The organism is Veillonella parvula, assembly GCF_036456085.1.
Lineage (GTDB): Bacteria > Bacillota > Negativicutes > Veillonellales > Veillonellaceae > Veillonella > Veillonella parvula_E.
This window is the reverse complement of sequence record NZ_CP138632.1, coordinates 1,748,335-1,772,037: the sequence shown is the minus strand read 5'-3', so window position 1 is coordinate 1,772,037 and position 23,703 is coordinate 1,748,335. Positions and strand designations below refer to the sequence as shown.

The 23,703-nt window shown below is 42.3% G+C and carries 17 protein-coding genes; all 17 read right to left on the bottom strand.

Going from position 1 to position 23,703, the window contains the following annotated elements:
- Positions 1-20: 20 nt before the first annotated feature.
- Entirely contained in the window at positions 21-932 is a 912-nt protein-coding gene (locus PK1910_RS08260) for an ABC transporter substrate-binding protein (protein ID WP_287511571.1), read from the bottom strand.
- Between the two features lies 1 nt (position 933).
- The gene (cobN, locus tag PK1910_RS08255) at positions 934-4,557 is read right to left on the bottom strand and encodes a cobaltochelatase subunit CobN (RefSeq protein WP_287511570.1); all 3,624 of its coding nucleotides are present in this window, start codon (positions 4,555-4,557) and stop codon (positions 934-936) included.
- Between the two features lie 3 nt (positions 4,558-4,560).
- Positions 4,561-6,576 carry a VWA domain-containing protein gene (locus PK1910_RS08250; RefSeq protein WP_287511569.1) on the bottom strand — a complete coding sequence of 672 codons (2,016 nt, stop codon included), beginning with the start codon at positions 6,574-6,576 and terminating at the stop codon, positions 4,561-4,563.
- A gap of 2 nt (positions 6,577-6,578) precedes the next feature.
- The gene (locus PK1910_RS08245; RefSeq protein ID WP_287511568.1) at positions 6,579-7,508 is read right to left on the bottom strand and encodes an ATP-binding protein; all 930 of its coding nucleotides are present in this window, start codon (positions 7,506-7,508) and stop codon (positions 6,579-6,581) included.
- 84 nt (positions 7,509-7,592) lie between these two features.
- Positions 7,593-8,438, bottom strand: coding sequence for an ABC transporter ATP-binding protein (locus tag PK1910_RS08240; protein WP_012863677.1), 846 nt, complete (start codon positions 8,436-8,438; stop codon positions 7,593-7,595).
- Positions 8,438-9,475 carry a FecCD family ABC transporter permease gene (locus tag PK1910_RS08235; protein WP_278470898.1) on the bottom strand — a complete coding sequence of 346 codons (1,038 nt, stop codon included), beginning with the start codon at positions 9,473-9,475 and terminating at the stop codon, positions 8,438-8,440. The genes PK1910_RS08240 and PK1910_RS08235 overlap by 1 nt, the downstream gene beginning before the upstream one ends.
- On the bottom strand, positions 9,468-10,421 hold the full coding sequence (locus PK1910_RS08230) for an ABC transporter substrate-binding protein (RefSeq protein ID WP_024060174.1): 954 nt from the start codon (positions 10,419-10,421) through the stop codon (positions 9,468-9,470). Before PK1910_RS08230 ends, PK1910_RS08235 begins: the two co-directional genes overlap by 8 nt.
- A 43-nt stretch (positions 10,422-10,464) precedes the next feature.
- The gene (locus PK1910_RS08225) at positions 10,465-12,447 is read right to left on the bottom strand and encodes a TonB-dependent receptor plug domain-containing protein (RefSeq protein WP_287511567.1); all 1,983 of its coding nucleotides are present in this window, start codon (positions 12,445-12,447) and stop codon (positions 10,465-10,467) included.
- A 143-nt stretch (positions 12,448-12,590) separates the two neighbouring features.
- Positions 12,591-14,534, bottom strand: coding sequence for a TonB-dependent receptor (locus PK1910_RS08220; RefSeq protein WP_287511566.1), 1,944 nt, complete (start codon positions 14,532-14,534; stop codon positions 12,591-12,593).
- 18 nt (positions 14,535-14,552) lie between these two features.
- A complete protein-coding gene (locus PK1910_RS08215; RefSeq protein WP_287511565.1) occupies positions 14,553-15,314 on the bottom strand; it encodes an ABC transporter ATP-binding protein in 762 nt (253 codons plus the stop codon).
- Complete coding sequence (locus tag PK1910_RS08210) at positions 15,314-16,360, bottom strand: FecCD family ABC transporter permease (protein WP_008715097.1); 1,047 nt, start codon at positions 16,358-16,360, stop codon at positions 15,314-15,316. Before PK1910_RS08210 ends, PK1910_RS08215 begins: the two co-directional genes overlap by 1 nt.
- A 12-nt stretch (positions 16,361-16,372) precedes the next feature.
- Positions 16,373-17,395, bottom strand: coding sequence for an ABC transporter substrate-binding protein (locus PK1910_RS08205; protein ID WP_287511564.1), 1,023 nt, complete (start codon positions 17,393-17,395; stop codon positions 16,373-16,375).
- Positions 17,395-19,848 (bottom strand): TonB-dependent receptor plug domain-containing protein, encoded by a 2,454-nt coding sequence (locus PK1910_RS08200; RefSeq protein WP_287511563.1) that lies wholly within the window; start codon positions 19,846-19,848, stop codon positions 17,395-17,397. Before PK1910_RS08200 ends, PK1910_RS08205 begins: the two co-directional genes overlap by 1 nt.
- Before the next feature lie 130 nt (positions 19,849-19,978).
- Entirely contained in the window at positions 19,979-20,731 is a 753-nt protein-coding gene (locus PK1910_RS08195) for a TonB family protein (protein WP_287511562.1), read from the bottom strand.
- Positions 20,732-20,735: 4 nt separating this feature from the next.
- Complete coding sequence (locus tag PK1910_RS08190; protein WP_004694375.1) at positions 20,736-21,140, bottom strand: ExbD/TolR family protein; 405 nt, start codon at positions 21,138-21,140, stop codon at positions 20,736-20,738.
- A complete protein-coding gene (locus tag PK1910_RS08185) occupies positions 21,137-21,748 on the bottom strand; it encodes a MotA/TolQ/ExbB proton channel family protein (RefSeq protein WP_004694376.1) in 612 nt (203 codons plus the stop codon). Before PK1910_RS08185 ends, PK1910_RS08190 begins: the two co-directional genes overlap by 4 nt.
- 629 nt (positions 21,749-22,377) lie before the next feature.
- Positions 22,378-23,550, bottom strand: a complete 1,173-nt coding sequence (locus tag PK1910_RS08180; RefSeq protein ID WP_287511561.1) for a M48 family metallopeptidase — start codon at positions 23,548-23,550, stop codon at positions 22,378-22,380.
- Positions 23,551-23,703 lie beyond the last annotated feature (153 nt).

Sequence of the window (23,703 nt, the reverse complement as noted above, 5' to 3'; positions counted from 1 at the left end):
AAACCTCCACACACACTAAATCATTTGTTATATATATTTTGTGCCATAGAAACCATTGCACGAGTCATAAATTGAGAATAACTCATGACCTGCGAGGAATCTACGAGGAACACACGACGATTGGCGATGGCCTTAACCCCTTGCAAAGCAGGGTCAGAATAGAGCTGTTCTGCCGTTGCTGGCGTAGTACCATCCGAAGTATAGGCCACCGATGGGATGATGATAATGTCTGGATTCGCTTTAATTAAATCCTCTCGCGTCCCATTATCAAAAGGCCCCAAGCCTAATTGGGCGGCCGCATTGGTAACCTTCAGATATTTAGTCATATCATCAAAGGTTGACCCTTTGCCACCGGTTAAACCAAATTGCGTATAAAATGCTACTACAGGGCGTTCACCGGTATGTTTATTTGCTAACTCTTCGACAGTTTTCAAATCTGCATCCATGCTAGCAATCATCTTTTCATCCGAAGCGTGTAAGAGTCCTGCAATTTCATGGATAACTGCTTTTGCTTCTTCTACCGTAGTCGGAGTCTTATAGACGTAAACGGGAATCTGCATATTTCGCATTTCCCCAATTGCATCTGGAGACATCCAGTTTGGAACTAATACTAAATCAGGTTGTACTGAAAGCATGGATTCAGCAGTTGCTTTCACATGCGTCCCCACCTTGGCAGACTCATCAGGTACATTATTAGGCACGGTGCCAACGGCTGCCACTCGGCTCGGATCAACCAAGGATAACACTATATCCTCTGTACTCGCAGCAATAGGGACGATTCGCTTCGGCTCACTAGGCACCGTAACAGTTACACCAGTGCCATCCGTAACTTGATGTGTCGTGCCCGTTGTCCCCGTCTGCGTAGGACCACAACCGACCACTAGAAGTACCATCATTACTATGGTACATATAATAGATATTCTGTGCTTCATACTAACGACCTTCTATAACCCCTTCCATGGAAATAAATAATGATTGCAAATCCTGTAATATTTCAGGCGATGCATTCCAATAGCCACGTTGAGAAGCCTCTAGCAAGGTTTCTGTAATGCGCTGTAAGGCCCAAGGATTTACATTGCGCATCCAGTCTTGTACCGTCTTGTCTAAAGCATACTTATTAGCATACCCTTCATAGACCCAGTCTGGTACGACATCACTCGTAGCATCCCAACCAAAGGTATGGGATACGACATTCGACATATCCGATGCCCCTTTGTAGCCATGTTGCATCATAGCTTGAATAAATTTAGGGTTCTGCGTTTCCCCTTGCACGACGCGGCGAATTTCGTCACCTAAGGACCTCATCACAACACGATTGCGGTCTGAGCTATCTCCCACATAGGCGCGCGGTGCACTGCCTTTCGCAGTTCGTACCGCTGCAATAAGGCCACCGTGATAACTATAATAATCGTCGGCACTCATAATATGAGTTTCCCGATTATCTTCATTCTTAATGGTTACATCCATCGTGGTTAATCGACGCTGGAATAGCCTCATGTCCTGAGGAATGTCCTTGTGCAGATGAAAGCTACTCCACTTGCTGTAAACTTGAGCAATATCTTGTAAAGACTCCCAGTTTTTGCCTTCAATTAGGGCGCCCACCCCCGTGCCATAAGCTTGGGGCGGATCGCCAAAGATGCGGAGTCTAGCCTTTTTAGTAGCCAACAGAATGTCCTCTCCTTGTTCAACGAGCCAATCCACATCATCGTGAATATGCTTTTTCACGTAGTTATCTTCCAAGGACTCGTCTAATTCTGCCACCATTTCAACGGCTTTATCAAGCCAGCCGATGGCAGTAGGCATCATATCTCGAATGAGACCACTGATGCGGCCCATCACATCGATGCGAGGACGCTGTAATTCTTCTAAAGGAATCACTTCTAAACCTGACACGCGACCACCCGATTGCCATTTAGGTCGAACCCCTAACAAGTAAAGGAACTCACCTAAACACTGACCATGACTTCTAGAATTGCTCGTAGCCCATAGGATAATACCAATCGTCTCAGGATACCGTTGTTCATTCAAAATATAATCAGCGATGACTTGATCTGCCAACTCTATGCCTAATTGATAGGCTATCTTCGTCGGTAAAACTCTTTCATCTAAACCATAGAAGTTACGTCCCGTAGGCAGTACGTCGACTTGACCGCTCGATGGGGATCCCCCAGGACCAGGCTCTACATATCTGCCCTGTAAGGCATTTGAAATGGAGCTTAGCTCGTTCTTGGTGTCACCTAATTTAGGAATATACTCTCGAACGATAGCATTCGCCAAAGGTTCTAACCGTTCGGGCACTGTATAATCTGATGTATTGACCACATAGCTTACAAAGTTACGCAATTCATTCCAAATTCGATCTATGGTAACACTATATCGTATACCATCTGAATGAATTTCGCCAGCATGTTCCACCATATAGGACCAATCATACCCTAATTCTTCTGCGATGGTAGCAAGACCTGATGGAATTTCACCTTGAGGGGTGCTTACAATAGCAGTAATAAATTCTTCTAAATTCTCCCCTTCAGGCCCTTTCCCCAAGATGTGCAAGCCATTACGCATCTGCATATGTTTCAAGTCGCTCAGCTTTTCATGGATCTCTGTAATAATATCGTCCACCGTCATCGTTAAGCCTCGATCTTCATTGATGAGATGACACTCCATGGCCTTTTCCCGAATCACTTCGCCTATATTAGAGACGCTTTCCGGATGTTCCCGCTCAAAATGACTATGTTCATCGAGCAAGGTTTCTAATTCTTCGAACTCATCATAGAGGCCCGCTGTCGTCATCGGTGGCGACAAGTGCCCTACTAAGCAAGCCGAGCTACGCCGCTTGGCTTGGATGCCTTCCCCTATAATGGTTGTCCAATAAGGGTAAATATTTGGCAAACTAGAAATACCAATTTCAGGATAACAACTAGCGCTGAGGCCAGCTCCTTTACCTGGCAGCCATTCTAGAGATCCATGTGTACCGACATGAATAACTGCATCAGCTTGAAAGACGTTCCGCACCCAGTGATAAAATGCTAAATATTGATGCGGTGGTGGCAAACATGGATCGTGGTAAATGGCCGATACATTCTCCCCGAACCCACGCGGTGGCTGTACCGTAATCCATAGATTGCCATTGGAGAAACCTGGAATAATGACTTCATCATCGTAAACGAATACATCACCTGGGGCTTCGCCCCAAGATTTAATCATCGCCACCTGAGTATCTTCCGGAAGTGTACCAAAGTATGCTTTGTAATCATCGCTACTCAAGCGACCTTCTGCAGAGGCTAGCAGTTCATCGGTGAGCATAGAGCGGTCATTCGTCATATGAGACGTTACCACATCCATCAAGTCTGCACTTGTTTCTGGCACCGTGTCGATGGTATAGCCTTCTGCTTTCATGTCTCGCAATAACCGCAGCACCGACTCAGGCGTATCTAGGCCAGCTGCGGAACCAATATTGGAATTCTTAGGCGGATAGTTATGTAATATAACGGCCACTTTTCGTTCCGATACAGGAATATGGCGCAATGTAGACCATTTAATAGCTCGCTGTACAATAGCAGCAATACGCTCTTTCACAGGTAAATACACATAGTGACCACGCTCATCAAAGGTCTGACAAGCCACTACACCGCCTTGAATAACACCATCTAACTCAGGCTGAGATATAGATAAATTCACATCTAAAGGCGTTACACCTTGTGGATTCTCAACCCAAGATTTCTCATCCATGTATATGGTATACCCTTGAACGATAGGTACGTCCTGTAATTTTAACTCCTCCAAGGTTTGAGCCCCTAAGGACTGGAAGGAGAATTTACAAGTGTTGATAAGCACGTCAAAGGGGAATACATCTTTCCCAAAAAGATAGTTCATAGACAGTTTCATATTCGGAATGCCTACGCGAGGATTCGAGCCATACTGACCATAAAAGATAATCGGATTGTACTGATGCTTATAAATCTCTTCAAATAAGGCCTGTTGATAATAAATATCCCCCATAATCCACTCGTCACGGTAAAAGTACACCGCAATGGACGGCCAATCAGGGTTTCCTTCGGCATCCATAAACTCATCATAGGTCTCGTAGATATTGCCTGCTCGCCCCATAATGGCTTGCCACGGAATTCGGTCAGGTTCTTCCCATTCAGAAATTGGTTTTGTACTGAAAGCACCGTTAATGAGCCGCACATAGTTCATGATGCCACTAGTACGACGATAACTTTCAAGACGAATCCGTTTATCCTCATCTATATTACGATACAGAATATCCGTTTTCTTAGGTTCTACCACATCGATCCAGTATTTTGGATGATGCGCATATAGCCATCGTTCAAGGCGTTCTAAGAATGGCGAGTCTAAGCCAACCCCCATGTTTGTTACGAGTACTACATCGGCAGCACGAAGGCGACTTTCAAAATCACCGTCCCAGAGAGGCGGCTTTTTCATATTGCAAATATCCACCTCGCCTTGTATCAATTCAGGGTAGGTAGCAACGGTCTTTTCTATATATTGGATTTGTTTTCCTAAGTTAGAAATATACATGAGTCGACTCATGATCTACCTCCGAGACACTCGCAAAATACGATCTGCAGTAATAGTATCCATGGCATAATAACTGCCATTCATCAATTTACATAATTCCTTAGCCAATCCAAGTTTGATAAAGCCCGTTTCCGTATCGATAACGATACAATCTACAGGCAAAGTACCAAGGATACGAGCCCATTGCTTGGACTCCGCTACAGGGTCCTCAGAATCACCCGACGTAGCTCGACCATCGGTGATATATATAATCTGAATTCGTTCCGCCCGATGGGCACGCAACAATCTATCGCACATGGTATAGGCCATCCGTAAACCGTGAGCTAACGGCGTTTTACCGCCTGTAGGCATAGAGGCTAACAATCGCTCTGCTCGCTCAACGCTGCGCGTAAAAGGCAATAACACCTCTGCCGACTCCTTGCGGAACGCAATGAGCCCTACCGAATCACGGTGGATATAGGAGTCTCGCAAGAGACTGAGAATAGCCGCTTTAGTGGCCTCCATGCGATGACGCGCCGCCATAGATCCACTGGCATCTACTACGAAAAGCTGGTATGCGCCAATGCGCTTTTCACGGGCTTTTCGGCGATAATCCTGAGGTTTTATCACTATAGATAATCCCTTACCGTCTTGATGCTTTAATTGCTGGGACTGAGTAGATAGCTTTCCTTGTTCCGTCTTAGTAGCAGCCCGTAATCGTTGATAAGGCGCCGCCACTCGCAACGTATCTACTAGCGCCAAGTCCTCTAAGGCATGTTCATCTTGGTAAGCTCGAATCATACGCCCTCTAGTGTCCTTTGTTTTGGTCATGAGGCGACGACCTGAGCCCTTGCGATACTGACGGTCCACTGTTTTAGAGGATTCTAGTTTCCATTGGAATAATTGGTTAGCTATACGGGCAACCGTATCGGGCAAACATAAAGAGGATAAGCGTTGTGAGTCGTCTCCACCTACGTTCATAGCCTCGGAATCACTGGATTCCTTCTGTGTAGCATCTAAGTCGTTAGATTGATTAGAACCATCAGCTTCACTTGAATCGTCTTGCTGAGAAGATGCATCTTCTGCACTATTCATAACAGAATGAGTGTCCCCATCATTAGCGTTTGAATCCTTAGGAGCTGCTTCATTGCCCATAGAATCATTTTGGTCCGCTTCATATTGTGCATCTTCATCAGCTTGGTCCGATGCATGTTCGGCCCTATTTTCTAGTTGATTTCTATCCGCTTTACTATTTCCATTCTCCCCTTGTGAAGGCTGTGATGTGGTTGTGTCATCACGCTTCATCCGATGAGGCAGTACATAAAGAGCGGCCCTCTCTGCATGAATAGGCTTACAATAAGAAACACCATCAAGAAGCGCCAGTGATTTCATAACTTGAAGCAATATAAACTCTGCACCGTAACCTACAGTACGAGCTTGGAGTGCATAGGAAATGGCTAATGAAATCATTGCATCAGGAACGGCAATCGATGAAATCCGCTTATGATCGATTAAACTGACTACATCCTTAGATGAGTGCTCTTCTGTTGAAGGTAACACAGTATCTGCACAAGAAATTACATCTCGAGTTTGTTGTAATACTGCTACCCTAGATTCCAATAAAGCTGGTTCCATAGATACATGTACGTCTACGAGTTCCCATTCCGCATCAGTTAAGGCTCTATCCTCATGGTTTATGGTCATAATCAACAAGATTTGGCGGCGTTTTGCCTCTGTTAATAAGGCATGACGCACTTCTGGAGATAGAACATGACCATCATCGATGAGCCAGCATCGCGTATTATCGTCATCTAATAGACTAGAGGCCATGATCATCTTGCCTTGCTCGAGAGAGGCTTCAAAATCGATGCTTTCTTGAAGTTGTGAGCTATCTATATAAACCGGTATAACACGATAGGGAATATGCCATGTGTGGAGGCACTGACGAACCATAAAACTTTTACCGACACCAGTCCCCCCAGAAATGACGATGCTATGTATCTGGTCGTTTACAAGACCTATTTTGAGGGCCTCTTGTACAGATGTATCCATAGCTAGCCCTCAATCACCACAGATACTGCTGTATCGATGCGGTCTTCGTCGTGACCTTGTTCTTCAAAAGGCAATCTCCGCATGCGATGTTTTAACGTCAATCTTGCGGCCACCTTAATGTCGTCATCTACGATTTGTGAGCGACCGTGAAAGGCTGCATGAGCGCGAGCGGTGTGCATCATCGTAATGTCTGGCCGATGTCCATCAACGCCGACACCAATGCTGATGCTCGCTATCTTAAGCAAACTATCATCGGAGGGAATAATGGTTGGTAATAATTTGCGAGCTTGTAGCAGGCGCTCATATAATGCTCGCTCCGATTCCTCATAAGACGCTATAAACGCTTGTGGAGCATCGCCAAATGCAAGACGTCGCTTAATCACCTCCATCCGTTGTGCTGGATCCTGTTCACCATAGACCATGACGGACAACCCAAAGCGATCTAATAGCTGAGGTCTGAGGTCCCCCTCTTCAGGGTTCATAGTTCCGACGAGGATAAAACGAGACGGATGAGAATGGCTTACCCCTTCCCGTTCTACGGTGTTTACACCCATAGCGGCCACGTCTAGCAAAATATCTACAATGTGGTCATCTAATAGATTAACCTCATCTACATAGAGAATATTTTGATGTGCTGCGTGTAAAATCCCTGGTTCAAAGGCTTTCACACCCTCTTGCAAGGCCTTTTCTAAATTAATAGACCCTACAACGCGGTCTTCCGTAGCATTTATAGGTAATTCTACTACGGTCATCGCATCAGTCCCTGTTTCCATCGGAGGTAACAGGCTTGGCAATGCACGTACAGCCGTAGACTTTGCAGTGCCTTTTTCGCCCTCGATTAACACACCGCCAATTGATGGGTTTATAGCATTGAGTAAGAGAGCCAACTTCATTTCATCTTGACCAACAATAGCAGTAAATGGATATAACATAAGCCTGACCTCGCTAGGAATAGCAATACAAATATATCAATATAAACAGGAAATTTACTGACCTATACATAGGCACTTATATGTCTATTTCAGTTGAGGGTCAATTGACATCTCTCCACTAGTCTCTGTTTGTTTATAATCCTCAATATCCGTAGTTCCTTTTGGGAACACAAAGATACGTTGTTGTTTGAAATATGGATCGTCGTAAACTGCTGCAGACAAGTGGAAGGCAGCTTTTAAATTATCTGCAGTGAGCACATCTCGAGGTGCACCTACATCAACGATGTGACCATCACTAACTAAGACGAGTTTAGTGCAATATTTTGCGGCTAATTCTAAGTCATGAACGACAATTAAAATCGTTTTACCTTCGTCACATAATCTGCGACCCTCATGAAAGATATCGTCAGCATATACTAGATCGAGGGCAGCCGTCGGCTCATCTAGTAATAGGACCTCTGTTTGTTGTGCCAAAGCCTTTGCTAAGAATACCCGTTGACGCTCACCGCCACTCAAAGATTGTACAGAACGATTCCGCAGATGATAAACGCCTACCTCTTTCATAGCCTGTTCAACGATAACTTTATCTTCAGGGCCTTCTTGTTCCCACCATTTCAAATAAGGATAACGAGCGGTCATCACAATATCGATGGCTTCATAATCGAAGGAAACATTTACAGACTGTTGCATATACGCCACATGATGAGCGATTTCTTTATCGCTCAAAGAAGAGATGCTTTTACCATCCCACAAAACATCTCCACCAGATGTAGGATAAAGGCCACGCAATGCTTTTAACAACGTCGTTTTACCGGAGCCATTAGGCCCGATAATGCCTACGAACTCGCCTCGGTCAATAGCAAAGGATGCCTCTTTTACAATGGTTGTGTCTCCTAATGTGACAGATAGAGATTGAACATCTAGTTTCATTAGGCCCCTCCTTTACGACGCAAGCGATGAAGTAAATATAGAAAATATGGTGCCCCTAATAGAGCCGTCATGATACCTACTCGAATCTCAACTGGCTGAGCAATGACGCGGCCTAATGTATCGCAGAATACGAGGAATAAGGCACCTCCAACAGCCGCCATAGGCAATAGTATTCGATGATCCGGCCCAACCAAAAGCCGTACAATATGAGGTACTACAAGACCTACAAAGCCGATGGATCCGCTGACACATACAGCGGTAGCTGTAACTACGGATGCTAGAAATAGGAATACCATGCGATATGCCATAACAGGCAAGCCTAAGGCACGCGCCTCTGTATCACCCAGAACGAGCACATTCAAGTGACGACCGAGCATCATCAATATAACGCTGCCCGTCATGATAGGACCCACGGCGAGCAAAACGTGATCCCAACGGCGGAAATCTAGGCCCCCCACCATCCAGAATAAGAATTCACGCAACCGGTACTCATTGATCATGGTCAAGATGCCCGATGTAAAAGCGCCGAGCAGCATACTAACAGCTACACCCGCCAGCAACAAGGTTGTGGTATCGAGCTTGTTATTACGCCAAGTTAACAAAATAGTAATTCCAACGGATACAAAGGCCCCTACGAAGGCAAAAGCAGGCATGTAAAACATACTAAGGGATGTTACGCCAAGAGCAATGGCGATAACCGCACCGAGAGATGCCCCAGCGGATACGCCCATAATACCTGGATCTGCCAATGGATTGGAGAATACCCCTTGCATAACCGCACCAGCCAATGCCAAGGCGCCTCCCACGAGAAGTCCAATGATAAGGCGTGGCATGCGGATATACCACAGTACAGCCTCTTGTTCAGCCGTAATGGGCTCCGTGAAGCTCACAGGTATGCCCATGCCATTTAAAATACTTTGCACGCCCCCTCCGATAGGGATCATAATGGTCCCTACATGGAGTGCCAATAAACTCACAATACATAGCAATACCCCAATCAGAGTTATGGCCATGATGCGTTGTTTCTGTCTAGTCATGAGAATTCCTTTCTAATTGAGGATACACAGTATGCATAATGGCTAGCATCGCTTCACCAATATGCTGATTCATTGTATACAGGTACGCTGCTGGTAAGGGTTTAACTCGATTTTCCTTAATAGCAGGTAGATTTTGAAAGGCCGGATTCTTTAAATATCTATCCGCCAAATTCTTGTCCATTCCCTTATAGGATGGAATAAAAATATAGTCTGGATTCATGGCTAGCACACGCTCCTCCCCAAAAGGTATTCGTGGTGGTAAACCAATTCGATCAGGTGCATTATAGATGCTCATATAGTGACACATATCATCAAAAAGGCTTCCTGTGCCCGTGTATCCGTCCATAGATGACACAAAGAGAACCGTCTTGCGCTGCTCAAGTGGAATAGATTCCGCTAGGTGCTTTATTTCATCTATTTCACGGTGAATCTTCCGATTGTAAAAGCTACCCTTTTCATCTTCCCCGATAATATGAGCAATCTCCATCACATTCTGAATCACTCCGTCCACCGTAGAAGGAGTAGGTACCACAACAGTGGCTATACCCATGTGCCGTAAACCATAGATAACATCAGCCGATATATAATCTGGCGCTATAACGAGATCCGGTTTCAAGGCTATAATTTTCTCCAAAGGATACGAGCTCAACACAGGTTTTACCAACTTTGCGCGCTTTGCCTCTAGCGAATATTCCTCATAGGTAGACAATTTATTAATGCCTGCTAAACGCTCTGGTTCTATAAGTCCTAATAAAATTGTGTCAAATGCAGAGGACAGTGATAAAATCCGCTTTGGATGCTCTGGAACAGCAACTTGAACGCCATCGTGACTTTCAACATAACGCGTATATGGCGTTACACCATCCTCAGATTGAGGTCCACAACCTGTTAAACATACACAAAGGAGTATCATCAAACATATGAAAAATCCAATTTTCTTGTTCATGATGATACTCCTTGTATAGTTCTAATTAGCGATTACATAAAGTCTAGAATTTTTGAGTATAGCTGAGTTGGTAATTAAATGGTTCATCCCAGTATTCCCAGTCACCGTTGGAAATAACATTGTGACGGTTCAACAAGTTACGTGCATCTATCCGCAAGGATGAGTTTTCATTGAACTGATAGCCTACGTATGCATTCCAAGCTATAAGATTAGGATTAATACCGCCATCGCGGTTCTTCATCCGTTTTGTGACAAAGTTGATGCTAGTACCTGCAGTCCAGGTTGAGCTATTGTAATGGATACCCCCTGTAAATTGCAATTTAGGGTTAGCTTGTTTCCAATAGGTCTTATCGATTTCTCGTTGTTTAGGATTAGAATACGATGCACCCACAGTCATTTTTAAGTGATCTGTTAATTTACGACCATATTGGGCTTCGATACCGACATTTCTATAGCGACCACCATTTACGCGAATCGTGTTTTTACCATTGCTATCCGGTTTCCAAGAGAAGAAGTTCTTAAAGTCCATATAAAAGGCCGCTATTTTCCAGCTATCTTTGTTGGTAATATGTTTGTAGCCTAATTCATAATTCCAACCTTCTTCAGGTTTCAAATTACGTCCACTAACAGAGGCATAGCCTTTATTAATTTTCTTGAAAGTATCGCTTAAGTTCGGCATTCTAAAGGCTTTACCAACATTTATATACATGGATGATTCCTTGTTAATACGATGTTGTAATTGGAACTGAGGAATTAATACGCGTTGATTTTTCACAGGGTCTTTAATATCCGAATAACGCAAGCCTAAAATACTCGTCCATTTAGGATTGATTTGATAAGAGTATGTACCATAAATGGCATAACTATTGCGATGTGGATTTCCATAGTATGGACCCGATGTAGTGCGATATGTCTCTCGTTTACCAAGTACACCCGCAATTAAATAATCCTTACCACCGCGGAAGTCCCATTCATGTTGCACATCGAAACCATATTGTCGAGCAATATAGTTGTTATCACTCAACGTATATGCCTTTTTGCTATGTACGCGACTTTTACCATACAAATCTCTATCGTTGTAGAAGAGAGTACCTGTCGTATTGCCATCTTTATAAACTAAAGACGCATTATTTTTTGTATCTTTATAAGCATATGTTGTAGAGTGAAGTCTTTGCTTAATAGGATTCGTTTCTGTACTCAACTGTCCAAAAGAAGAATTACCTTCAAAGCGGCTAAAGTTCAAAGTCAACTTATCATTTAATTTACCGCTCATAAATACACCTAAAGAATTCCCTTTGTTACGAGCTGTATAATATTCATACCCTCTAGCATAACCACCGATATCGGAGCGGATAGGGGTTTCAGGATCTTGAGCGCCAAAGAAGTTACGTTCCACACCTATTAAGAAGCGAGGCGTCCCATAGTTAATTTTATAAGTTTGGCGACCCATATTACCAAAACCTACCGTAGCAGAGCCTCCTTCTTTACTTGGAGTCTTAGTAATTACATTGATAACACCACTCATAGCATCAGCGCCATATAAAGCAGACGCTGCACCTTTTAATACTTCAATGCGTTCAATAGAGCTAGTCGGAATAGAGCTAAGGCCGCCCTTGCCATTGAGGTTCATCGGTACCCCATTCATGAGAATCAAGGAGCCCCGCTCAAGGCCACGGATATTCACACGGCTATCCATAGCCCCATATTCAAGACCAGATGCACCATAGGAAAAAGACGTAATACCGGGTACCATATTAACTGCATCAAATGCATTTTTAGCACCGCTATTAGCTAGGTCCTTTTGAGTAATAACATCCATCGCAGCCGGCGTATCTAAATCTAAAAGAGCCATGCGATTTGCTGTTACATTAATAGTATGGATTTCAGATACTCCATTAGTTTCACTTGATGCAGCTGTAGTGGGAGTCTTATCAGCACTTACCTCTGCTGCATATCCATTCACAGACAATCCTATCAATGCTAAACCTACAAGTATAGATATACGATGCTTAATTTGTTGTCTCATACCAAATGCCTCACTTAACACATATATACATTCACACAATTATATAAACTACATATTTGTATTATTACACATTTATTTGGACCGCACAAAACCCATACCCCTACCACTACTGCATTCTCGAGGGATTGTATCGTTAATACATATTAAAATTTTTGTGTATAACTTAATTCATAATTGAATGGTGCATCCCAATATTCATAATCTCCATTGGATACCACATTATGACGATTCAAAAGATTGCGTGCATCGAGGCGTAATGTAGCATCTTTATTAAAGTGATACCCAACGTAAGCATTCCAAAGAGCAATGTTAGGGTTCAAGCCACCATCGCGATTGCGCAAACGTTTGGTTACAAAGTTCAAAGATGTGCCTGCATCCCAAGTAGAGCTTTTATAATGAATACCGGTTGTAAACTGTAACTTAGGAGCCGCTTGTTTCCAATAGGTTTCATTCATTTCCCTTTGTTTTGGATTAGAATAAGAACCACTTACACTCATTTTGAGTCGATCTGACAAATGTCTACTATACTCAGCTTCAATCCCAACATTGTGGAATTGACCACCATTTACGCGAACGGTTGGACGACCATTTACATCAGGTTGCCATTGGAAGAAGTTCTTGAAGTCCATATAGAACACGTCCACCTTCCAGCTATCCTTCTTATTAAGGCGTTTATAACCTAATTCATAGTTCCAACCCTCTTCAGGCTTAAGATTTTTACCACTTACTGCTGTGTATTGGCGGTTTACACTGCGGAATGTATCACTCAAGCTAGGCATCGTGTAAGCTTTCCCTATATTTAAGTACATGGAGGAATCTTTATTGATGGTATGCAACAATTGGAACTGAGGCGTTAACACATGTTGATCCTTAATAGGATCACTAATAGCTGTATAGCGCAAGCCCAAAATGGCAGTCCATTTTGGATTGATTTCACGAGAATAGCTACTGTACACCGCATAGGTATTACGATGAGGCCGTGTATACACAGGGGCCTGTGTGGCGCGATAGGTTTCTTGCTTACCTGTAACCCCGGCAATCAGGTAGTCCTTACCGCCTCTAAAGTCCCATTCATGTTGTACATCTATACCATATTGACGAGCTACATAACTGGTTTCGGTCGGCTTGAACTGTTTAGCACTATGAACACGGCTTTCACCACGCATAGTACGGTCATTATAAAATAATGTTCCCGTCGTATTATCATCCTTATAGATCAAGGATGCATTGTTGCGATCATCCTTGTAATGATATGTCGTAGAATGATGAGCCTGTCTCATAGGATTTGTTTCTGTACTAATCAGACCAAAGGAGGAACGGCTTTCAGCGCGATTATAATTTAAGGTTATCTTATCTGAAAGCTTACCACTCATGAACACGCCTAAGGAATTACCCTTGTTGCGCGTAGTGTAGTAATCATAACCTTTACGGCCCGTATAGTCATACCTCACAGGTGTAGATGGATCTTGAGTTCCCCAGTATTTTCTATCAATTCCAATAAGGAAACGATCAGTACCATAAGAAAGATCAAATCGCTTAGCCCCTCGATTGCCCACGGCTACTGTAGCAGAACCGACCTCTTTTGACGGCGTCTTTGTAATAATATTTATAACACCACCTAAAGCTTCTGCGCCATATAAGGTAGAGGCCGCCCCCTTCACAACTTCGATGCGCTCAATGGCACTGGTAGGTATAGAGCCAATTCCGCTCTTACCATTTAAGTTCATAGGTACACCGTTTACAAGAACAAGTGCACCGCGGTCGAGGCCACGAATATTCGTACGGCTATCCATGCCACCAAAATCTGCACCAGACGCACTAAAGGAATTAATGGTTACACCCGGTACATTGGCGACCGCATCAAAAGCCGTCTTAGCGCCGCTATTTTGTATATCCTCTTGGGTAATAACAGAAGTCGATACCGGTGTATCTAAATCTAATAACGCTGTACGATTAGCTGTAACATTTATGGTAACTTCTTCTTCATTATTGTTCATTATTACATCTGCAGCATAACTATTAATTGACATAGTAGTTAATGCCATAAGCACTGCTGCACAGACTTGTTTATTCATTCGTTTCATCATCCACGCCTCTTTTTTTATTTATTCCATATTATATATAATATTTAATCGTCCATTTGGTAATGTTTGTACCGTGGCGGACACGCCGTAAATGTGGCGAATGGTATCCTCTGTCAATACTTCATGAGGGGTACCTGTACACACTACTGAACCGTCTTTTAACGCAATGAGACGATCACAATAGATGGCTGCTAGATTCAAATCGTGAATAGCAGCCACTACGGTTGCATCAAGGCGTTTTACAATCGTCATCAGTTCCAGCTGATACTTAATATCTAAGTGGTTTGTCGGTTCGTCTAGCACTAGGCATTCTGTGCGCTGTGCCAAGGCACGTGCTAAGATAACACGCTGCTGCTCACCACCAGATAAGGTATTAAAATTGCGACTTTCAAAATCACTAAGTCCTACTTGAGACAGCGCATGTCGAGCGATTTCATAGTCATCAATTTGATCTCTATCAAGCAGCCCTTTATACGGGGAGCGCCCCATGAGAACCATTTCAAGAACTGAAAAATCAAAGTTAACCGTGCTATGCTGTGCTACTACAGCCATTTTTAAGGCCGTGTCGCGGTGACTTAAGGAACTCATTTCAGTGCCGTCAAAGAAAATCTTGCCATGATTAGGTTGAAGCACGCGATATAAGCATTTCAAAAACGTACTTTTACCACTACCATTAGGGCCTATAATTCCAACGAATTCCTTATTTCGTATATCTAGGGAAATATCATGGAGGATCGTTTTCGGACCAAATGAAACGTGGATATTATCTGTTTGAATATTCATTATTCCCCTCCAAATCCGTAGTTCTTACGCACCAACATATACACAAAGGTTGGCGCACCAATGAGAGAAATGAGAATGCCGATTGGCAATTCTGCGTGAGGAATAATGCAGCGGCACAAGCCATCAGCGATGACGAGGAAAATACTGCCCCCTAATGCGCTAAACGGAATCAAGGTCCAGTGATTCGTGCCGATTGTCATGCGCACAAGGTGAGGAATCAAGAGTCCTACAAAACCAATCATACCCGCAGCGTACACCACAAAGCCAATAATAAGTGAGCTAATAATCAAATAGACTTGTCGATATCTATGCAAATCACGACCTAAGGTGATGGCCACCTCATCGCCGAGAAGCATAATGTTTAAAACTCTGCTTTGAGACCAAAAGAATAGAATGCTCACGAGTACAACGATGGCAATAAATGGCAACATGTCCCATTTAGCGCCCGCAAAGCTACCCATCAACCAGTACGTAATAGTTTGGATGCCTTCCTTATCGTCCGCTAAATAGACCACAAAACTAGAGAAGGAGCTACATACAGCGCTTAATGCCAAGCCCCCTAAAATCAATTTCACCGAATTTGGTCGGCCACCCAAGTTCGAGATAAACAACACGCCGAAGGAAATCGCCATGGCTCCAATAAAGGCCATAACGCCGACGAAGTTCTCACCGAACATAACACCTACACCAAATAAAATAGCTACCGTAGCTCCAAGGGATGCACCCGATGAAATACCCAAGATATATGGATCCGCTAGTGGATTTTTAACGATAGCCTGCATGATAACGCCAGATACCGCAAGACCTGCCCCAATAATAGCGGCCATCAACAACCGCGGCATACGCAATAACCATATAATGGTCTGCTCTGGACCATTCATAGGATCATCGATAGCCAAAGGGCTAGAAAATTGATCCATTACAATATTAAAAATTTGAGAAAGTGAAAACTGTACTGTACCAACAGAAAGTCCCCATAGAATGGCTACTGCTAGCACCCCTATGAGGACAAATCCGCCAGCAGTATATCCAATTCGTTTTAGCATACTGCTCCTTTATTAATGAATTAAATCTGGTACCCCTTCTGGATATAGATTAGGATACAACCCATGCGATACGATGTCGATACCATCTAATAAACGAATACCAGGACTATATACAGCAAGCAATGGCAAGAAATGAACGCGTTTATTGTGCAATGCATTAACACCTTGTAAACCTGGCTGCGTTAATACATAGTTCATAATCACATCCGCTTGACTATATTCGCCGTCAGACACAATCAAGAAAATTACATCCGGATTCTGCTCCACCACGTCCTCCATGCTAATGGACGGCGTTTCCGTGTCGATTACATCGGCATGTAAAGAATCCCCTATATTACCTGCTAATGTCTTATGTCCATACAATCGAAAATGCTTACCTTGCACCTCGACAAACAATGCCTTTGGTGGCTTCTCATGAGCCGTTTGGGCCACTGTATGTGCTACAGATTGTTCCATATCGTGAATCAACTTTTCTGCTTCCATGTTACGGTTAAAGATACGGCCTAAATCACGAATATATTGGTACTCCATATCCATGGTCAGTGCAGACTGCGCCCCTAGAGAAGATTCTGCAATATACACATTCGCATGTCGTGACTGCCAAAATGCAGGTGGTCGTAACCCTTTATTAGTAAAAGTAGATCGCCAACCAACTAGTAAATCAGGCTTCATCATTAATACACTTTCTAAATTGGCGTATTTCAGATCCTTGTATGGGATTTTATCGTACGCTTCACGGTATTCTGGGCGCACGTATTTGCGATCTGGAATCCCCATACCCGCTACGATACGATTCCCTTCACCAAGGGCAATGATGGTTTCTATGGAGTTTTGCCACATCGCCACCACACGTTCAGGTACCGCCGTATAGGTGCTTTCAAAAGGTTCCCCTCGGCGCACATAAGACTTGATTGTTACCGGCGGCTGTAGTTCGATATGCGTAGATGTAGACTGATGGTCCTCAACAGTTACCTGCTGAGGACCACAACCTACGCATAGTAATAGACATAGTATTAATGCGCTGAATCTAATCATTAGAATTTATATTTCGCCCCAATCATGAAGGAACGTGCCGGCATAGCCGCACTACCACGACCATTGTAAGCGCTATAGCTTGTTTCATAAGCGCGGTTAAGAACATTGTTCACTACAATGTACGCAGTTAAATCTTTTGTTACATCATAGTTGAGGTTCCAGTCCACGATGAGGAAACGTCTATGAGTGAATGCATAGTCGCTGTTACCAGTGTACCAATTAATCAACAAGCCAGAATATAGACGCTTGTTATCATAAGAAATGTTCAATGCATAGTGGTTTTGCGGACGCAAGCTATTAATAGCCACATTGATATCATCGCTATTGCTATAACCCCAGTTTGGATCAAGAATCCAACCACCTTTAGATAACCATTTATCTTTCATATGAGAATAAGACGCACTCATTGTTACATGTTCATTTAATCTGTGGTCTACTGTAATATTGAAAGATTGTTTGTTTTCTTTCGCATTAACTGCTGTTTTTTCAAAGTCGCCGGTTCTGTTGTTCAAAATTGGTAATGTAGCGATGGCATTTTTCATACGCGTGTAATCATAGTGAACTGCTACAGTAGTATTATTGTTTTTCCCAAATGTATGTAATAGGCCCCATGTGAAAGCATCGCCTCTTTCGTCATCTAACGGTGTATTAAATACTCCATCAGTCGCACTATAGTCGCCTGTTTTAAGCGGTCTTAAGATACGAGTCCACCCAGCGTACATACTAGTCTTCTTGTTAAATTTAACTTGACCATGCAAACTAGGAGTCAAGGCGCTTACACTACCCTTACCTTGGGAGTCACCGCTGCCATTACCTTGAATACTGCTATAGTGTACATAGCGCAATGCTGGTGTTAATTCCACATTGTTACCAATGTAGATTTTATCTTGTAAATAAGCATATAAAGTATTACGACGAATATCAGAAGACACTACATCACCATTACGTTTAATAGAACGGGAATTCAACTTAGAGCGACTATAGTCGATATTAGCAATAATATCATGCTTATCAAGTTGGCGAGTCCATTGAAGTTCTACACCTGTTTTATTTTCTTTATACCATCTATTTGGGCTACCTGCCATACCGCCTGTTTCAGCAATCCATTGACGCAATGCATCACGACGATCTGGGAATGGTGCCAAATTGGAATCAACCCATGCATTAAATTGCTCCACAGTAGCGCCATTAGGGAATGCCGCAGCATAGGCAGCACGTGCGGCCTCGCTACCAAGTTTAGACCATGTATATGTATCGCGACCTTCATATCGATGATCTAAACGATACAATCTAGCAAAGCTTTCCATTTGACCTTGGCGATCGAAAGTAAATTTCAAATCTGTGTCTAAGTTTTTAAACTTACTATAAGAGCCGTAGTTACCATCTAAAGCGAATAAATTGTGGTAGCCAGGGTTTCTGGAGTCACCATACAACTTAGGTGCATAACCTTGTGGATTTTCATCTGGATCTACATATTTAGGATCTGTTTTCAACTTGTAATTAGTATCATATTGGCCAACTTCAGCATTGAAAATAATGCGACGCCAATCATCTGCATTCCAGTATTTACGGCTTGGTGTAGAAATTGGATACCCATCGCGACCTTTTTTGAAGTTCATTGAGAACTGTAAGCTTTGTTTCTTATTGAACTCATGGTCAATACGTGCATTAAATCCTTCTTCGCGCCATTTAGAACCTGTAAGAGTGGCTACTTCACCAGTATCGCCATCTTTATACTTCGTATCTTGAGACATAGTACGTGTAGCTGTTACAAAGTAACCAGTAGATGCATTCTTACCTGCCGCACCTTGTACAGTCAAGTTATAACTATGCTTGTTCCAGCTGCCTGTAGCCAAATCAACGGAACCGCTGAAATTGCCTTTACCACGGCGTGTAATGATATTGATGACACCACCTGTAGCATCAGAACCATATTGAGAAGCACCAGGGCCTTTGATAACTTCGATTTTATCAATAGCATCCATATTGGTTACTTCATCAATATTTACACCTGTAGATTTAGAGCCTCTTTCAGAGCTATCACCTAAACGACCAGATGTAATATTGTCTACACGACGACCATCTACTAATACTACAACGCGGGAGTCACCATTAATGGACACACCATTGTTGTAAAATTGGTAACCATACTCGCCACCACGGTAACCAGGATTTTGGAATGTAACACCTGGAACGCGTTTAATCGCTTCAGTTACATCGCGATAATGACGTTTTTCAATCTCTTCACGAGTGATAACCTTTACATCACCACCAGTACGGTAATAAGATTGCTCAGTAATGGTATTACCATACTCATCCTTTGCCGCATCGGCTTTTACCGAAACATTATGAACCTCATAACCCTTGAAGTTCTCATCATACGCATAGGCTTGATACGTACCTAACGCTAACGTTGCCGCAATAGCAGCAGATAAAATACGACGACTCGTCATAACCCCTCCACACACAATAAATACACAATAAAAAAAATATTAAAACTAATCCTCTAAAAAATGCGTTTCTTGTATTTTCTGAATTAAAACTACACACAAACATAATTCATACATTATCAGCTATTGAAAATTAGTTAAAACCATAATCTACATTAACCACAATTGTAACTGGCTCACCTGTTGTATTCTCTATACCGCCAGAGCTCTCTACGAGGCTAGCAGCAGCATTATCGAGAATGCTAGAGCCACTGCTACCAATCATTTCAGCACCTGCATAGTTGCCATCGGCATCAAAAGTGATTTCAAAGGAAACTCGTCCACTGAGGCCACGGCGCACCGCCTGTTGCGGCATTACTTTATTACTCTCAACGCGAGCAATATAACCTGAACTATCGTAAGATCCCCCACGACGTTCTACATCACCTGGACCTGGATCACCACCTTTAGAACCATTGCCCTCATTACCAAGGCCTCCATTACCAATAACCCCACCACCTCCAGGGCCAGGTACATTTCCACTCCCTGGAATGCCAACAGGATTATCAGTATTACCATTCAAATTGACTGATGCCGTCTCATTACCACCTAAGTAAGGATTCAGATTTTTTAAGCCTTCTGTGGGCTTTCCCGATAAATCAGGCAATACACTACCTGCTTTACCGCCTCCTGCGACTGGTTTGTCGTCAGGTTGAATCTTTAATTTCTCAGGATCTTTCTTCTCTTGAGGAGGTTCTTGCTGCCCCATATCAAGGTTGATAACCAAGTCTTTTTTGGGTGTTTCTGGAGGTTTTATATGACCAAACCAATCACCTACAACACCCCAATATACAAGATTTAATGCCAATGCAGCTACGAAAGGAATTCCATATCGTTTATCTACCATAGAATCACTTCCGTTCTGTAGCTACGCTAACAAACCGAGCACCACTAATTTTAAGATTATCTAAAATATTGATAACGTCCTTATACGCAATATCCTCAGAGGCACGCACAATAAATGCCTGTTGAGGTTCTTTTGCAACAATACCTTGAATTTCATTGCCCAGTTGATCAGGGACAATCTCACGTTCATTCAAATACATCTTATGTGTAGCTGTTAATGAAATCGTGATAGGCTCAATCGTCTTAGCAGAAGAAGATGAAGCCTTCGGTAAGTTAAGAGGAATTTGTTCCTCTGTATTCATGTACAACGTACTCATCATGAAAAATACGAGCAAGAAGAAAACGATATCAATCATAGGTATAATCATGATGGTAGGTTCTTTTTGTATGCCTACTGAACTACGTTTCATCGTTGACTCCTAATATATAAATCCATAATAGAACCTAATTTTTGCTCTAACTTTGCGATATCTGAATTTACTTTATCTGTGCACCAACTATGGATGGCTAATGCTACGATGGCTACTGAAAGCCCTGTTGCAGTGGCAACCAGCGCTTCGGATACGCCGCCTGTAATAACAGTAGGAGCACCAATATCGCCACCAACGGCTGCGAAGGAGCGGATCATGCCAACAACAGTACCCAAAAGGCCAAGTAATGGAGCCATTGTTACCATCATGCTAAGCCAGTTAAGACCACGTTTTAAACGTTCATCCATGTACCCTACCACATCATGTAAACGATTCTCTAAACCTTCCGCACTATATACAGACTCCACGATAGGAGACACGAATCTACTCAATGCATCATCACTATTTTTTATAGAATTCTCTAGAGTAGACCAATTATTACTATTACGACCTGCATCAATGCTATCGGACAACTGCTGTAACTCATGATTGATGTTTCTGTACGTACGAATACGTTCAAATAAAATAGTACATGCTGCTAACATGAATAGTACAAGTGGATACATAACGAAACCACCTGCATTAAATAGGTGAATTGTATACTCCATCATAGCCTCCATATAATGTATAAAATTACGTGTTATTTAACAAAAAAATGGTCATCTATATTATTAGATTAACCACCAACATTGACATTATCCTATAAAGTATTTATAAGTACAATAACCCTATACCCCCTACCGTTATGATATTTCTATAGGATTCCATTCTAACTACATATTTCATCCACCTTAAATATACATCTATCCACTATATATAGACAATATTAAGTTCTCGCATAAAAGCTTCATAATTATTATAAAAAATATAATAATTATATCTATTAAAACTATGCTCAATAAGATAATTTCTCATATTTTATAGTTGAAAATCATTATAATTCACGTTCCACCATCAAAAATCTTTTTGTATTTTTATGAGCTTATTATCACTTTATGAATATAATTTATTCACACATGAATAATATTTATACTCTAATTTATTCATATCTTTATGGGCTATTTATTACTTCTATGCGCTCAATATATCTTATAAACTTATAAATAGTATACTCAAGTCACAAATTTGCAATCCATATAAAAAGAGGACTAAGCCTTTATGGGCTCAGTCCTCTGATTAGTCTCATTATAATAGCATAAATCCTTAAAGCAAATTATATGCCATGTATAGCTCTTATTTATTTTTTAGCTTTATCAGCTTTTGCCTTTTTATTTTCTTTTACCTTTTTAGGCTTTTCTTGTTTAACCTTTACTGGTTTCTTCGCATTAACAGCTGTACCAGCAGGCTTTACAAATGCATTATTAAGATTTGTTGCCACTTGTAATGCTACATCTGCATTTGGCGTAGAAACAATGGATTGACCAGCTACCGTTACTGTGTCACCACTATAGGATGCAGAACCCGGTGTCACTTGATTGTTATGATACAATCGTGCCAATTTACCAGCCATATAATAAGCACGCTCTTCGCCTGTGTAACGGCCGCTACCTGCTGGAGTATAGATATTATCGCCGTTTACGTACACAGTACCATTCGATACATTTACATGATTTCCAGAATATGTGTACATACGAGAAATATTATTGTTCACCCGATCGGACAACTTTGGATGGTTGTTAGGTGCTACCACTTGTGAAAGCCCTTCACGGTAGTGTTCCCCCACTTTGTTGCGCAGTACTGCCATAGAACCGGCGGCACCACCTACATTATATGGAGATTCACTTAAAATCTTAAAGCCCAACTCGTCCGCGGCTTTCTCTTGGCTCATCGTAAACACTTGATTAGATAAGTAGTTGCCTGCCACATTAGATAAGATAGCCGCACCTTCACTACCACCAGCGGCTATACCGACTGCTGTAGAAAGACCAATTTGTTTCTTAGCGCCATTAATAATATCTTTATGCTCGCCATGAGAAATTTCATGGGCCATTACATATGCTAATTGATCATCATCCAGTGTATCTAAAGCACCCTTGTTAATGGACATAACACGACCAAGTGTGGCAAACGCATTAAACTCCTCATCAGGATTCGCATATACAACATAAGAACGCTTTACACTAGGTGTAGCCTCTAATGTCTTCATGATGCGATTTACACGCTCTTGGGCTGCACTATCGTTTAAGTAACCAGTTTTCTCTTTTGTGCGCGCCAAACTCTCCTGTTGCCCCTCTGCAGAATTATCCATTTTATTTAATGCAGTAGATACGTAAGCCATAGCAATAGCACCACTAGCTAAGGATTGTACCGCAGCAGACGCAGCATTAACAGGAGCCGTTTGCATAATAGCTGGTGCCATCGTTACTGCCATAGCAATAGATAAAGTAGCCGCTGTAAGTTTCTTATTCATTCTCTCAACCTCTTAAACAATGATATAGCTATATAATAAAACAATATAGAATGTAAGAAAACGCCAGAATTTCCACACTACCTATATAATATTACTTCATGATAAATATAGAATGAATAATGGAACAATCATTCATCTATCATAAGATGGTGC

What these genes read in the sequence shown, in the direction of transcription:
- PK1910_RS08260 (WP_287511571.1), bottom strand. Translation starts at nt 932, where the DNA reads ATGAAGCACAGAATATCTATTATATGTACCATAGTAATGATGGTACTT.
- cobN (WP_287511570.1), bottom strand. Translation starts at nt 4,557, where the DNA reads ATGAGTCGACTCATGTATATTTCTAACTTAGGAAAACAAATCCAATAT.
- PK1910_RS08250 (WP_287511569.1), bottom strand. Translation starts at nt 6,576, where the DNA reads ATGGATACATCTGTACAAGAGGCCCTCAAAATAGGTCTTGTAAACGAC.
- PK1910_RS08245 (WP_287511568.1), bottom strand. Translation starts at nt 7,508, where the DNA reads ATGTTATATCCATTTACTGCTATTGTTGGTCAAGATGAAATGAAGTTG.
- PK1910_RS08240 (WP_012863677.1), bottom strand. Translation starts at nt 8,438, where the DNA reads ATGAAACTAGATGTTCAATCTCTATCTGTCACATTAGGAGACACAACC.
- PK1910_RS08235 (WP_278470898.1), bottom strand. Translation starts at nt 9,475, where the DNA reads ATGACTAGACAGAAACAACGCATCATGGCCATAACTCTGATTGGGGTA.
- PK1910_RS08230 (WP_024060174.1), bottom strand. Translation starts at nt 10,421, where the DNA reads ATGAACAAGAAAATTGGATTTTTCATATGTTTGATGATACTCCTTTGT.
- PK1910_RS08225 (WP_287511567.1), bottom strand. Translation starts at nt 12,447, where the DNA reads ATGAGACAACAAATTAAGCATCGTATATCTATACTTGTAGGTTTAGCA.
- PK1910_RS08220 (WP_287511566.1), bottom strand. Translation starts at nt 14,534, where the DNA reads ATGATGAAACGAATGAATAAACAAGTCTGTGCAGCAGTGCTTATGGCA.
- PK1910_RS08215 (WP_287511565.1), bottom strand. Translation starts at nt 15,314, where the DNA reads ATGAATATTCAAACAGATAATATCCACGTTTCATTTGGTCCGAAAACG.
- PK1910_RS08210 (WP_008715097.1), bottom strand. Translation starts at nt 16,360, where the DNA reads ATGCTAAAACGAATTGGATATACTGCTGGCGGATTTGTCCTCATAGGG.
- PK1910_RS08205 (WP_287511564.1), bottom strand. Translation starts at nt 17,395, where the DNA reads ATGATTAGATTCAGCGCATTAATACTATGTCTATTACTATGCGTAGGT.
- PK1910_RS08200 (WP_287511563.1), bottom strand. Translation starts at nt 19,848, where the DNA reads ATGACGAGTCGTCGTATTTTATCTGCTGCTATTGCGGCAACGTTAGCG.
- PK1910_RS08195 (WP_287511562.1), bottom strand. Translation starts at nt 20,731, where the DNA reads ATGGTAGATAAACGATATGGAATTCCTTTCGTAGCTGCATTGGCATTA.
- PK1910_RS08190 (WP_004694375.1), bottom strand. Translation starts at nt 21,140, where the DNA reads ATGAAACGTAGTTCAGTAGGCATACAAAAAGAACCTACCATCATGATT.
- PK1910_RS08185 (WP_004694376.1), bottom strand. Translation starts at nt 21,748, where the DNA reads ATGGAGTATACAATTCACCTATTTAATGCAGGTGGTTTCGTTATGTAT.
- PK1910_RS08180 (WP_287511561.1), bottom strand. Translation starts at nt 23,550, where the DNA reads ATGAATAAGAAACTTACAGCGGCTACTTTATCTATTGCTATGGCAGTA.